General features: G+C 51.1%; 14 protein-coding genes. 5 read left to right on the forward strand and 9 right to left on the reverse strand.

Features of this window, described 5'->3' with window-relative positions:
- Positions 1-26: 26 nt before the first annotated feature.
- Both mdoH and mdoG read right to left on the reverse strand, forming a co-directional pair.
- The gene (gene mdoH, locus GBC03_19965) at positions 27-2,555 is read right to left on the reverse strand and encodes a glucans biosynthesis glucosyltransferase MdoH (GenBank protein ID QFS72317.1); all 2,529 of its coding nucleotides are present in this window, start codon (positions 2,553-2,555) and stop codon (positions 27-29) included.
- The gene (gene mdoG, locus GBC03_19970; GenBank protein ID QFS72318.1) at positions 2,548-4,083 is read right to left on the reverse strand and encodes a glucans biosynthesis protein MdoG; all 1,536 of its coding nucleotides are present in this window, start codon (positions 4,081-4,083) and stop codon (positions 2,548-2,550) included. Before mdoG ends, mdoH begins: the two co-directional genes overlap by 8 nt.
- A 280-nt stretch (positions 4,084-4,363) precedes the next feature.
- On the opposite strand from mdoG, the gene mdoC reads away from it, so the two are divergent.
- Positions 4,364-5,524 carry a glucans biosynthesis protein MdoC gene (gene mdoC, locus GBC03_19975; GenBank protein QFS72319.1) on the forward strand — a complete coding sequence of 387 codons (1,161 nt, stop codon included), beginning with the start codon at positions 4,364-4,366 and terminating at the stop codon, positions 5,522-5,524.
- Between the two features lie 14 nt (positions 5,525-5,538).
- Here the strand turns inward: mdoC and GBC03_19980 are convergent, their stop codons facing one another.
- The 6 genes from GBC03_19980 to csgB all read right to left on the reverse strand — a co-directional run bounded on the left by GBC03_19980 (position 5,539) and on the right by csgB (position 9,402).
- Positions 5,539-7,020, reverse strand: a complete 1,482-nt coding sequence (locus tag GBC03_19980; GenBank protein QFS72320.1) for a phospholipase D family protein — start codon at positions 7,018-7,020, stop codon at positions 5,539-5,541.
- A complete protein-coding gene (locus GBC03_19985; protein QFS72321.1) occupies positions 6,962-7,495 on the reverse strand; it encodes an O-acetyl-ADP-ribose deacetylase in 534 nt (177 codons plus the stop codon). Before GBC03_19985 ends, GBC03_19980 begins: the two co-directional genes overlap by 59 nt.
- Positions 7,496-7,584: 89 nt before the next feature.
- A complete protein-coding gene (locus tag GBC03_19990) occupies positions 7,585-7,836 on the reverse strand; it encodes a type 1 fimbrial protein (protein QFS74079.1) in 252 nt (83 codons plus the stop codon).
- Between the two features lie 218 nt (positions 7,837-8,054).
- Entirely contained in the window at positions 8,055-8,387 is a 333-nt protein-coding gene (gene csgC, locus GBC03_19995; protein ID QFS72322.1) for a curli assembly protein CsgC, read from the reverse strand.
- 60 nt (positions 8,388-8,447) lie between these two features.
- Positions 8,448-8,906, reverse strand: coding sequence for a curlin major subunit CsgA (gene csgA, locus GBC03_20000; GenBank protein ID QFS72323.1), 459 nt, complete (start codon positions 8,904-8,906; stop codon positions 8,448-8,450).
- A 40-nt stretch (positions 8,907-8,946) separates the two neighbouring features.
- Entirely contained in the window at positions 8,947-9,402 is a 456-nt protein-coding gene (gene csgB, locus GBC03_20005; protein ID QFS72324.1) for a curlin minor subunit CsgB, read from the reverse strand.
- 763 nt (positions 9,403-10,165) lie between these two features.
- On the opposite strand from csgB, the gene csgD reads away from it, so the two are divergent.
- Genes csgD through csgG form a run of 4 tightly spaced genes read left to right on the forward strand, consistent with a single transcriptional unit; the run spans position 10,166 to position 12,512 of the window.
- The gene (gene csgD / locus GBC03_20010) at positions 10,166-10,816 is read left to right on the forward strand and encodes a transcriptional regulator CsgD (protein QFS72325.1); all 651 of its coding nucleotides are present in this window, start codon (positions 10,166-10,168) and stop codon (positions 10,814-10,816) included.
- A gap of 4 nt (positions 10,817-10,820) precedes the next feature.
- Positions 10,821-11,210, forward strand: a complete 390-nt coding sequence (csgE, locus tag GBC03_20015) for a curli production assembly/transport protein CsgE (GenBank protein QFS72326.1) — start codon at positions 10,821-10,823, stop codon at positions 11,208-11,210.
- Between the two features lie 26 nt (positions 11,211-11,236).
- Positions 11,237-11,653, forward strand: coding sequence for a curli production assembly/transport protein CsgF (gene csgF / locus GBC03_20020; protein ID QFS72327.1), 417 nt, complete (start codon positions 11,237-11,239; stop codon positions 11,651-11,653).
- A 25-nt stretch (positions 11,654-11,678) separates the two neighbouring features.
- Positions 11,679-12,512 (forward strand): curli production assembly/transport protein CsgG, encoded by an 834-nt coding sequence (gene csgG, locus GBC03_20025; protein QFS72328.1) that lies wholly within the window; start codon positions 11,679-11,681, stop codon positions 12,510-12,512.
- Positions 12,513-12,543: 31 nt separating this feature from the next.
- On the opposite strand, the gene GBC03_20030 is transcribed toward csgG, so the two are convergent.
- Complete coding sequence (locus GBC03_20030) at positions 12,544-13,035, reverse strand: DUF1097 domain-containing protein (GenBank protein QFS72329.1); 492 nt, start codon at positions 13,033-13,035, stop codon at positions 12,544-12,546.
- Positions 13,036-13,058 lie beyond the last annotated feature (23 nt).

The following is a 13,058-nucleotide window of genomic DNA, read 5'->3' on the forward strand; positions in this document are numbered from 1 at the left end:
TTTCAGATGATTCAGCCGGATGGCGCCTACTGATTTTTCAGCGCCTGCGGGTTCAGGGTAATGTCCTGATAGTAACTCACCCACGATGAATACTTCTCTGGCGAGTTCCAGACACGATAGTGTAAACGTGCCATCGTCACCGGATCGCTCAGCAGTACCAGACGGCGGTCGCGATTCAGTTTTTCCGGCGTTTCGTTCAGGGCTTGTTCGACGTGACGATCGCGGGCAATTTCCAGCACATGGCTTGCCCGATGACGTGCCGTCGCCATCGCCGTTGCCAGCGCATTAAACGACGGGTTGAACACCGCATGCATAAAGCCATCGTCGAGCGCGCGTTTACGGTTCATCACCAGATACTTATCGGTATCCACCAGTACCTGCGGCGGCGAATACTCTTCCGGGATCAGGAACAGCTTCCAGCGTTTGGTACGCAAACCGACCGTTGAACGGCTGGAGATCACCGAGACAAACGGCGACAGGATCAGCGAGACGACAATCGGTGCCAGCCAGAACAGGAAGCGCAGATCCAACCACGCCATTCCGACCGCCCACACCAGCCCCAGCAGCAACTGCGAACCGTGACGCATAAACGCTTCGCCCCACGGAGTCGAGTCATCGTCGCGCTGCGGCGAATTCCAGACCACTTCCCAACCGAGGAAGGCGCTCACCACGAAGACGGTGTGGAACAGCATGCGCACCGGCGCCAGCAGCACGGAGAACAGCACCTCCAGCAGCAGCGACAGGGTGACGCGAATGAATCCACCGAACTCTTTGGTGCCTTTACACCAGATGAGCAGAATACTCAGCAGTTTAGGCAGGAACAGCAGCACCATCGTTGAAGCAAACAGCGCAATCGCCAGTTCAGGACGCCACTGCGGCCAGACCGGGAACAGCTGGCGCGGTTGCAGGAAGTATTGCGGCTCGGTGAGCGCGTGTACCACCTGCAGCGCGGTCGACAGCGCGAGGAACATAAACCACAATGGCGCGGAGAGATAAGACATCACCCCGGTCAGGAACACGGCGCGGTGAACCGGGTGCATCCCTTTCACAAGGAACAGACGGAAGTTCATCAGGTTGCCGTGACACCAGCGGCGGTCACGCTTCAGTTCGTCCAGCAGGTTTGGCGGCAGCTCTTCATAGGAGCCGGGCAGATCGTAAGCAATCCACACGCCCCACCCTGCACGACGCATCAGCGCCGCTTCCACGAAGTCGTGCGACAGGATAGAACCGGCGAAAGAGCCTTCACCCGGCAGCGGCGCCAGCGCACAGTGTTCAATGAACGGCTTCACGCGGATGATGGCGTTGTGGCCCCAGTAGTGGGATTCACCCAACTGCCAGAAGTGCAAACCGGCGGTGAACAAAGGTCCATATACGCGCGTCGCAAACTGCTGACAGCGAGCATACAGGGTGTCCATGCCGGACGCCTTCGGCGATGACTGAATGATCCCGGCATTCGGGTTCGCTTCCATCAAACGCACCAGACCGCTCAGGCATTCACCGGTCATGACGGAGTCAGCGTCCAGTACCACCATGTAGCTGTACTGGCTGCCCCAGCGACGGCAGAAGTCATCAATGTTACCGCTTTTACGCTTCACACGACGGCGACGACGGCGATAGAAAATCTGCCCTTCGCCCTGCACTTCAGCAATCAGTTCCATCCACGCCTTTTGCTCTGCGACGCAGATATCGGGGTTGTAGCTGTCACTGAGAATGTAGACATCAAAATGCTCGCCGTTGCCGGTCGCTTTTACCGATTCCCATGTGGCGCGCAGGCCCGCAAAAACGCGATCAACGTCTTCGTTACAGATCGGCATAATCAGCGCGGTACGGTGCTGCGGATTCAGCGGTTCATCCCCAACCGTTGACGCCGAAATACTGTACTTATCACGCCCAATCAGCAATTGCAGGAAGCCCATCAGCGCGGTCCAGAACCCGGCAGAAACCCAGCAGAACAGCACTGCAAAGAGGATCAAAATACCGGTTTGCAGCATATACGGCAGCAACTGCATGAAGGAGACCCACAGGTCCTGCCCGACCATATCCGCCGGATTGATCAGCGCCCAGCCCTGATACGGCAGAATCGTCTTCATGTACCAGGTCGCGACGACCGTCTGCGCCAACGTCAGCAACAGCAGCGTGTAACGGCGAATGGTGCCGACGGTACGCCACTTCTGCTCACTTTCCTGCTCTTCTTTGGTCAGCCGCGCCAGATAGCGCGGCGTGACGTCACGCCCACGCAGGCGGTCCCAGAAACGCCCAACCGGGTTGGTACGCCAGGGATCGGGAAACATTGATGACCGTTTGGCTTTCGGCATCGCCTGAAGCTGGTCGCGCCCTTCGTCATCTTTGATCAGTTGCCCTTCGCCCAGCGAGTCTGGCCAGGCTTGTTGCAGACGGGCTTTGACAGAACCCTGCGGTGAATCGTCTTCTCGCGAGTAACGGCGATGCTCGGCATCCAGCGCTTCATGCACCGCGCGAATGTCAGTTTTCGGCAATGCCGCTTTCTCGATGTCCGAGAGCGGCAAGGCGTCAATGTACTCAGTTGTCTTATTCATTGGCAGGTAACTGGTAGCTCCAGGTTTCACTCAACGTCTGATCGGCATTGACCAATGCAGCACGCATTTCAGTGGTTTTCTTCGCATCTTTCACTTTCACGCGCATCGTCATACGCCAACCTTTAGTGACCGGGTTGTAACGCACCGTTGTTTCCACGATCTCGCCGTTATCACCGATGCTGGTTTGCGCGGTGACCGGAGTATCCTGCGGTAGTTTTTTCATGTCCGTGCCGGTGAAGTCCACCACGAAGGCTATCGTGCCGTCAGGCTGGCGAATGAGATTCGACTGTTTGACATCGCCGGTGGAACGACGTGTCTGCTGCACCCAGGCGTTATCTGGCGCATGAAGTTTGTCTTCATCGCGGCTAAACGTCAGGGTGTATTTGAAGTTCATCTCTTTGCCCGGTTCAGGCAGTTGATCCGGCGTCCAGTAAGCCACGATGTTATCGTTGGTTTCATCATTGGTTGGAATTTCAACCAGTTCAATCTTACCTTTGCCCCACTCGCCTTTTGGCGTGATCCAGGCGCTTGGGCGCAGATCGTAACGGTCTTCGAGATCTTCAAAGCGTGAGAACTGACGGCCACGCTGCAGCAGGCCAAACCCCTGCGGGTTTTCCATTGCAAAACTGCTCACCGCAAGATGTTTCGGGTTATTCAGCGGACGCCAGATCCATTCGCCGTTGCCGGCATGAATCGACAAGCCGTTGGAGTCATGCAGTTCCGGACGGTAGTTGGTTGCCGGAGAAGGCTGGTTCGGCCCGTACAGGAACATACTGGTTAACGGCGCCACGCCCAGTTTGCCGACCTTATCGCGCAGGTAGACTTTCGATTGCACGTCGACGACGGTGTCACGTCCAGGGATTATCACAAAACGATAGGCCCCGGCCGCTCGCGGAGAGTCCAGTAATGCATAAATCGTCAGGCGTTTGTCAGTCGGTTTTGGACGTTCGATCCAGAACTCACGGAAGCGGGGAAATTCTTCACCTGAGGGCAGCGCGGTATCAATGGCCAGACCGCGTGCAGACAGACCATAAACCTGACCGGCACCCAGAACGCGGAAATAGCTCGCGCCAAGCATACTGACGATTTCATCATTTTTCTCTTTGCTGTTGATCGGGTACAACACTTTGAAACCCGCAAAGCCGAGATCTTTTACTGTGTCTTTATCATGCTGCACATCGCCAAAGTTAAAGTAGTCCGGGCTGTATTTGATTCTTTTGACAGCGGTTGCCGTGACTTCATTGATTTTGACCGGTGTGTCGAAGTACATACCCTGGTGGTAAAATTCGAGCTTAAATGGGGTCTTGAGATTGCTCCAGTAAGCTTTATCGCGATTAAACTGGATCTGCTGATAGTCCGCATATTTCATGTCGCGGAAAACGGAGGGCAAGTTACTTTTTGGCGCCTCATAGCCTTTACCGGCTAAGGATTGAGCTTGCTTTGCAACGTCATCGATGGAGAAGGCCCAGGCCGACGACGTGTACAGCGTTAACATGACTGCCGCACCCAACCAACGCATTTTCATCATTTGTGATTTATGTTTCATAATTAGTAAGCACTTCCCCCTTTGTGTGCTTATATCGATCCGATCTATTTTAATGGATAATCAGGCATTAGGACAACTGAATCCCTGCATTGTTCAGCACGCTGGCTCATGGTTTAGGCACCTCGCCGGACCCTTTTTCACTTTGCGTGCTTATCCTGGAGACAGGTCGTTGTTCTTCGTGTAGGGTTGCCACCGACTGTAACTATTAATCGGCTTAGGGATAAGACGATTAGTCTGAGAATCTGAGAATACGAAAACCTCTATGAATCCCGTACCCGCACAGCGTGAATATTTTCTTGACTCCATCCGCGCCTGGCTGATGTTGTTGGGTATTCCCTTCCATATCTCATTGATCTATTCCGGCCATAGCTGGCATGTGAACAGCGCTGAGCCCTCATGGTGGCTGACCCTGTTTAATGATTTTATCCATTCCTTCCGGATGCAGGTCTTTTTCGTTATTTCCGGTTATTTTTCGTACATGTTATTCCTGCGTTATCCGCTGAATCGCTGGTGGAAAGTACGCGTCGAACGCGTGGGTATTCCAATGCTTACCGCTATTCCTTTGCTGACGTTGCCGCAATTTATTATGTTGCAATATGTCAAAGGTAAAGCCGATAGCTGGCATTCACTCTCGCTGTATGAAAAATATAATACGCTGGTCTGGGAGTTAATTTCTCATCTCTGGTTTTTACTGGTACTGGTGGTATTAACAACCGTCAGTTTGTGGGTATTTAGCCGGATGCGAAAAAATCTGGAAAAATCGGATAAAAAACGGCTGGCCGCCGTGTCGATGGGCAAACTGACGCTGATCTTTTTCTTCCTGGGTATGGGTTACGCGGTGGTGCGACGGACGCTGTTCATTGTTTATCCACCGATTCTCAGTGACGGCTTGTTTAATTTCGTCGCGATGCAAACGCTCTTTTATGTGCCTTTCTTTATGCTGGGCGCGCTGGCCTTTATCTCACCCGAACTGAAGGCCCTTTTCACCACGCCTTCCCGGGGATGTACGCTGGGGGCGGTTTTCGCCTTCATCGCCTATTTGCTGAATCAGCGCTACGGCAGTGGCGACGCCTGGATGTACGAAACGGAATATGTCATCACCATGGTGCTCGGATTATGGATGGTCAATGTGGTGTTTTCCCTCGGCCATCGTTTACTCAATTTCCAGTCAGCCCGCGTCACCTATTTTGTCAATGCGTCGCTGTTTATCTATCTGGTGCATCATCCGTTAACGCTGTTTTACGGTGCGTGGATCACGCCGCATATTAGGTCGAATCTGCTGGGCTTTCTCTGCGGACTGATCTTTGTCGTGGGTATCGCACTGGTATTGTACGAAATTCATTTGCGCATTCCGCTGTTCAAATTCCTGTTCTCCGGTAAGCCGGCGGTCAGGCAGGAACAAAGCAAAAAAGTGACCAGCTAACGCTTGCTGCTACGTTAAAGCAGCCACTCGACAGGCAATAGCGTTGCCAGTCGTACCAGAACCCGCTTCCAGAATCCTGTGGCGGGTTCTTTTTTTAACACCAGCTCCTGGTCCTGCTGTCGATCCACCCAGTTGATTCGCCCCCAGCGATCGAGCCGCAGTTGCCAGGCCGCATCGCGTTGGCTTTCGGTGAATCGTCGGTGGATCAGCGTCGCCAGCGTCTCGCTTTCAATCACAAAGCCCATCTCGGTGTTCAACAACGTGGAACGCGGATCAAAATTGAGCGAGCCAATGAACACTTTACGCCCGTCAATGCTGAACGTCTTGGCGTGCAGGCTGGAGCCGGAATTACCGGTCAGTCCGCGATCGTGAAGGACGATGTCGCGTTCACGCGTCGGCTTTAACTCGTACAGTTCTACGCCATAACGTAACAGTTTTTTCCGCCAGCGCGCGTAACCAGCATGCACCACCGCCACATCATTAGCGGCTAGTGAGTTGGTGAGGATCGCAATTTTGACGCCTTTACGCACCAGTTTCAGCAACTGGGCGACGCCTGCCCGGGTCGGGACAAAATAGGCAGAGATGATGTCAATCCGTTCTGCTGGTGAGCCCATCACGTCAAACAATCGTTGTGGCAGCAAAGAGTGACGCTGCGCTTTCCCCTCGCCTTTTGAAGGATCGTCACTTAACAGCCGGGTCTTCGCCCAGATGAGCGGTAGCGCCCCGCGATCGAGATGGGTCATAAAGGCGCTGGTTTCCAGTTTATGCTGGTATCGGCGGGTGATCGGGTCATTGTACCAGCTCTCGGGTAACTCGATGCGCTCGGTGATTTCTTGCTCCGACAGTGCCAGCACCGATTTCAACGTCGAGACCGACGCGCAGCGCCAGTAGCGTTCAAAATCCTCCGCGACCTCCCTGACGACGGGGCCTATCGCCATCACGTCCAGGTCGGAAAATAGCGGTTCCTCCCCCGCGCCGAAATAGGCATCGCCTATGTTTCGCCCGCCCACCAGGGTGACGACACCATCTGCGGTATAGCTTTTGTTATGCATCCGCCGATTGAGCCGGGCAAAATCGGTCAGATAGCCCAACATTCGTAGCATGCGAAAAGAGAACGGATTAAACAGGCGAACTTCAATGTTGGGATGAGCGTCAAGCAGTTGCAGGGTGTTATCCAGCCCCGGCGTGTTGTTGTCATCAAGCAACAGGCGCACATGGACGCCGCGTTTTGCCGCCGCCAGCAGAACGGCGAACAACAGCCGCCCGGACATGTCGTCTTCCCAGATGTAGTACTGAACATCCAGCGTACGCTCCGCCATTTCCGCCAGACGATAGCGGGCGGCAAAGGCGTCCAGACTGTCATCCAGCGCAAGAATGCCACACTCTCCGGGATGATTTTCACACAGAGGAGCTGTTGCGCGGGCGAGCCGGGTCAGTTCATTCATCGCCTTGCTGGGTGAGTAAACGCTGGTAGAGTCGGGCTGTTTCTTCGTCATAACAGACAAAGTATATCTGCTCAGGTAAAGCGCGACGGGTAATAAATTCCGAAACGGTCTTGAGTGCAATTTCTGCCGCCGCCGCACGCGGATATCCATAGACTCCGGTGCTGATTGCCGGGAATGCAATAGAGGTGTAGCCATTGGCCAGCGCCAGATTCAGGCTATTGAAGTACGCATCCTGTAACTGTTGCGCTTCGTTATGCTCGCCGCCGCGCCAGATTGGGCCGACGGTGTGAATGACCGCTTTGGCGGGAAGGTTACCCGCAAGCGTGATCACCGCATGACCCGTTGGGCACTCGCCCTGCTGCTGCCTGACCTTCATGCAGGCTTCCAGTAATGCGGGACCCGCGGCGCGGTGGATCGCCCCATCAACGCCTCCGCCCCCCATCAGTGATGAGTTAGCGGCATTGACGATGACATCAACCGCGACGGTGGTGATATCCCCCTGGATAACATGAATACGCGATTCCATAGAATCTCCTTGCTTCACTCTATTCTGTAAGTGTACAGCAGGGGTTCCCTTGAAATCGCTTTTTTCGTGAGTTTGTCTGACCAGCCCATTCAGCGGTAATCGATACTCATCACCGCCAGCGTTTTCTGTTCATTGAGGTAGTGCAGGTCAACCGCGGCGATTTGTTTAAAGTGCTGCGGCGCGTTAAGCAATTCCTGCGGGGAATAATAGCGGGTCTGCGTGTGCCCCTCGTGATTGCACGACATTGCCAGGCGCTGCTGCACCCGACTCACCTCACAGGGTGGCTCCACAATTTGACCGACGAAATGAATAACCCCACCCTGTCCACTCGTACCCGCCATGGCGGCGACCGAATTAAGGGCAAGAAGACCGAAAAGCAGAACGCTTGTTTTACGCGCGACAGATAACGGCATGATGGTTTCCTCAATGAACATTCATCCTTGAGGGGTGATGTTTTCCCTGACGGTGATTACGCCCAGGAGTCACGCATTCCGCGTCACTCTATTCATAGTTCAGTCACCTCACCTCTGCCACCGTAACCGCATAAATTATCAGCCAGTTATGACGATTTCGCAGAAGGCGGCCACTGTTGTGATAAATGCAGCGATTGACCGTCAGAAACCGTAACCACGATTTTGACGGTGTCTTGTGCAGAGATATTTAAACTGAGTCTGGTCAAATCAATGGCTTGATTAGCAGGTAGAGAAAGGGTCTTTTTCTGTTGTGACTGACTTTGTCCCGCCACGCCTTCGCGAAGGGCTAAAATCTGGACCTGACACACGCAGGGTTGCGTCAGGGTAACCTGCGGCGTAATCGTGTAAATGTCACCTTGCTGGGTTGTCGTAAAGGTTATCTGATTAGAGAGCGCCGCAAGGAGTAATAAGGTGTTCATGATGTCCTCCCGAAAAAAAACAGGGCTTTCGCCCTGTTTATATTCAGCACATAAACTGAATTAGTACTGGTTAGCCGTGGCGTTGTTACCAAAACCAACTTGTTTAACCAGAACGCTGGAGTCAGAAGCCGTCTGGTTAACCAGCGCGGCGTTACGTCCACCGTATTGGCTCACAGTAATATCCGAGTTTTTGCCGTTCCACTGATCGATGGTGGCGTTGTTTTTGAAGCCTTTCTGAGTCAGATCAATGGTGCTGTTATCTGAACCCTGGCCAACATCGGCGCCGTTACCATAGCCGTGCTGAGTGATTGTAGTGTCTGATTTACGAGCGTCGCTTTGCAGCGCAAGTGCGGCGTTATTGGTCCCGAACTGATAGATACTCAGGGTCGATTCCGGGCCAGAACTGCTTCCGCCACCGCCGTGATTACCGCCACCGCCGCCCCACTGTGGAACGGAACCAGCCAGAGCACTGCCAGAAACCACGATTGCTGCAAATGCTGCCACTTGTAAAAGTTTCATGGTAAACCCCCATCGGATTGATTTAAGCGTCGTCAATGTATTAGCGTTGAGTTACGCGAATTGCCATTTGCGACTGTCTCTGCACTACAACTGCTGTTTTCTGAGTACCATACTGAGTAATATTTGCTTTATTTCCAGAACCTTTCTGGATAATCATCGCAGTATTACCGTAATTACTTTGCGAAATACTGGCATCATTGGAATTACCCGACTGAGCAATATACGCAAAGTTATAAGCTCCTGATTGGTCAACTTTGGCCCGGTTGTTTCCACCTTCTTGTGAAACTACCGACAAAAGCTTAGAACCGTCCTGGCGTATCTTTGCACTATTATTAGTGCCGTCCTGACCAATAATGGCTGCCTGATTAAATGAAGACTTGCTTAATTCATTTACCGCAAAGTTATATTCCGAATTTGCTAAATCATAACTTGTTGCGGAAGCAATCCCAGGCGCACCCAGTACTGTTAACATCATAAATAACAATTTGTTTTTCATGTTGTCACCCTGGACCTGGTCGTACATCGAGAAAATAACGTTCTCATCAGTTTTGTTGTTAACGCTAAACGTAATTTGTTAACGCTGCGTTACGATGAAGAGTATGTCCGCGGAAACATTTTAAATAACTCACCCGCCAGTGGTATTTTTATATATTCGCTCACCCCAAAGTGCTAATTTTGACACAAATACCCTGTTATTTACGCTTATTTTATTTTTTACAGACTTACCGTTGATGCATTTTAGCGACATCAACCAATGGGCTGTACAGTGGGCTTTCCAGGTGATGTTGTGTCGTTTAAGAAGTGAGAGATGAGCAAGTCGTGACAAGCATCGTTTTTTTCGTCATCAAAATGCGCGACATCAACGGATGTCATGACGTAGCAATTTATCATCAGATTAAGGACTAGCATTATTTTGACTTTTTATATTAAATTCATAGTGTTAATATAATTTGTATGATTTTTTAAATCTGTGCAATAACAGCGGAATGTACAACTTTTCTATCAAATCTAAACTTAAAAAAAGCTTAAGACTAACAAATTAATATATATTTTTACATTCCGTTACATGTTTAACACTTGCTTTAAGATTTGTAATGGCTAGATTGAAATCAGTTGTAGTTCATTTGTATTAATATTTTGACCCGTTCGGGCTGACTCTATTTTACTACACACAGCAGTGCAACATCTGTCAGTACTTCTGGTGCCTGATTTCTAAAGGCAACTGTCAGGTGTGCGACTAAAAAAAGTGGGGTTTCATCATGTTTAATGAAGTCCATAGTATTCATAGTCATACATTATTGTTGATCACCAAACCATCCCTGCAAGCCACAGCATTATTGCAGCATTTAAAACAATCTCTGGCACTCACCGGAAAACTGCATAATATTCAACGTTCTCTGGATGATATTTCCACCAGTTGCATTGTTTTAGTCGATATGATGGAAGCGGATAAAAAGCTCATCCATTACTGGCAAGACAACTTAAGTCGGAAGAACAATAATTTAAAGACGTTATTGTTAAATACCCCCGATGATTATCCCTACCGGGATATTGAAAACTGGCCGCATATCAATGGCGTTTTTTATGTAGCGGATGATGAAGAACGTGTCGTAAACGGTTTGCAGGGGATCCTGCGGGGAGAATGCTACTTCTCACAGAAACTGGCCAGCTATCTGATCACTCACTCTGGTAACTACCGCTACAACAGCACAGAGTCGGCTCTCCTGACTCATCGTGAAAAAGAGATCCTGAATAAGCTACGTATCGGCGCTTCTAATATCGAAATCGCGCGCTCACTGTTTATCAGTGAGAATACGGTCAAGACGCATCTCTATAATCTTTTCAAGAAGATAGCTGTCAAAAATCGTACCCAGGCGGTTTCGTGGGCAAATGATAACCTCAGGCGATAAAGCCATGAAACGCTATTTGACCTGGCTTGTAGCGGCACAGTTTCTGCTCGCTGCCGGCGCTACGCAGGCTGTAGAAGTTGAAGTTCCTGGGCTCTTAACTGACCACACGGTTTCGTCTATTGGCCACGATTTTTATCGTGCTTTTAGCGACAAATGGGAAAGTGACTATCCAGGCAATTTGACTATCAATGAGCGACCCAGTGCACGTTGGGGAAGTTGGATCACCATAACGGTTAATCAGGACGTTATATTCCAGACTTTTTTATTTCCAACGAAAAGAGACTTCGAAAAAACTGTTGTCTTCGCGCTGGCGCAAACCGAGGACGCTTTAAACCGTCGGCAAATAGATCAAACTCTATTGAGTACCGGCGATTTAACGCATGACGAATTTTAAAGAGTGATTTTTGTCCGGAGGCTGTAATGCGTGTCAAACATGCAGTAGTAGTACTCATGCTTATTTCGCCATTAAGTTGGGCCGGAAATATGACCTTCCAGTTCCGCAATCCCAACTTTGGTGGAAACCCCAATAACGGTTCTTTTTTACTGAATAGCGCCCAGGCGCAGAACTCTTATAAAGATCCCAGTTATAACGACGATTACGGAATTGAAACTCCCTCCGCGTTGGATAACTTCACTCAGGCCATTCAGTCACAAATACTGGGCGGACTGTTGACCAATATTAACACGGGGAAACCCGGCAGGATGGTGACCAATGATTTCATTGTTGATATTTCCAACCGTGATGGTCAGTTGCAGCTAAATGTCACGGACAGGAAAACGGGAAAAACATCGACGATAGAAGTGTCGGGTTTACAGTCAGATTCCACCGGTTTCTAAGCACCGCTTCGTAAGGACAATTATCATGCAGCGCTTACTTGTATTCGTCGCCGTCATTTTACTGAGCGGATGCTTAACCGCCCCGCCAAAAGAAGCCGCTAAGCCGACATTAATGCCTCGTGCGCAAAGTTATAAGGATTTAACGCATTTACCCATGCCAACGGGCAAAATTTTTGTCTCGGTGTATAACATTCAGGATGAAACCGGACAGTTTAAACCCTACCCGGCCAGTAACTTCTCGACCGCCGTCCCGCAAAGCGCCACCGCGATGCTGGTTACGGCGCTGAAAGATTCCCGCTGGTTTGTACCGCTGGAGCGCCAGGGCCTGCAAAACCTGCTGAATGAACGTAAAATCATTCGTGCCGCCCAGGAAAACGGGACTGTCGCCATCAACAACCGGATCCCGCTACAGTCGCTGACGGCGGCAAATATCATGGTTGAAGGGTCGATTATCGGTTACGAAAGTAACGTGAAATCTGGCGGTGTGGGTGCACGTTATTTCGGTATTGGCGCGGACACACAGTACCAGCTTGACCAGATCGCGGTGAACCTGCGCGTGGTCAACGTCAGCACCGGTGAGATCCTCTCCTCGGTCAATACCAGTAAAACCATTCTGTCTTATGAAGTGCAGGCAGGAGTGTTCCGCTTTATCGATTACCAGAGGCTGCTGGAAGGTGAAATTGGCTACACCTCCAATGAACCGGTGATGTTATGCCTGATGTCCGCCATTGAAACGGGCGTCATCTTCCTTATCAACGATGGTATCGATCGCGGGCTGTGGGATTTGCAGAATAAAGCCGATCGCCAGAGCGATATTCTGGTGAAATACCGTCATATGTCGGTACCGCCGGAATCCTGATGACAGAGATAAAAAAAGCGTGAGGATTTCCTCACGCTTTTTTATTTTCCGCTATCGTGCGCGTACTTTGTCTTTCTCGCCTCGCCGCCAGCCACAGGCCGCTATTTTTCATGGCATAGCCAAAGAGTAAACCGACTGCCAGTGAAGGCAAGACCAGTTTCCAGTCCCCCTGCCCGGCAAACGTGGCACAGGCACCGATAAACGTGCCCGGCACAAATGACAGCAAGACCTGCTTTGCCTGAATACACATCAGGAAGGCCACAACGCCGGTGATCGCATAGCCCACCAGTTCCAGATGCGGCGTCAGCGCGCTACCGTAAATAATGACCAACGCCCACACCACGCCACTCAACAGCGTGGAAGCCGAAATGGCCAGCCCCTTTAACCCGCCCTGCGGACAAGCAAAATAGGCCGTACAGCCTAAAAATCCTGCCCAACTCAGTAAGCCAAGAGAGACGGCCACCCATCCCCAGATACCGGAGAGAATGCCCGTTGTGATTGCTATGGAAAGAAGTATGTTCATGCCGCGCATGATAACAGAAACAG

Origin of the sequence: Citrobacter telavivensis (assembly GCA_009363175.1) — a bacterium.
In the GTDB taxonomy this organism is placed as follows: Bacteria; Pseudomonadota; Gammaproteobacteria; order Enterobacterales; family Enterobacteriaceae; genus Citrobacter_A; species Citrobacter_A telavivensis.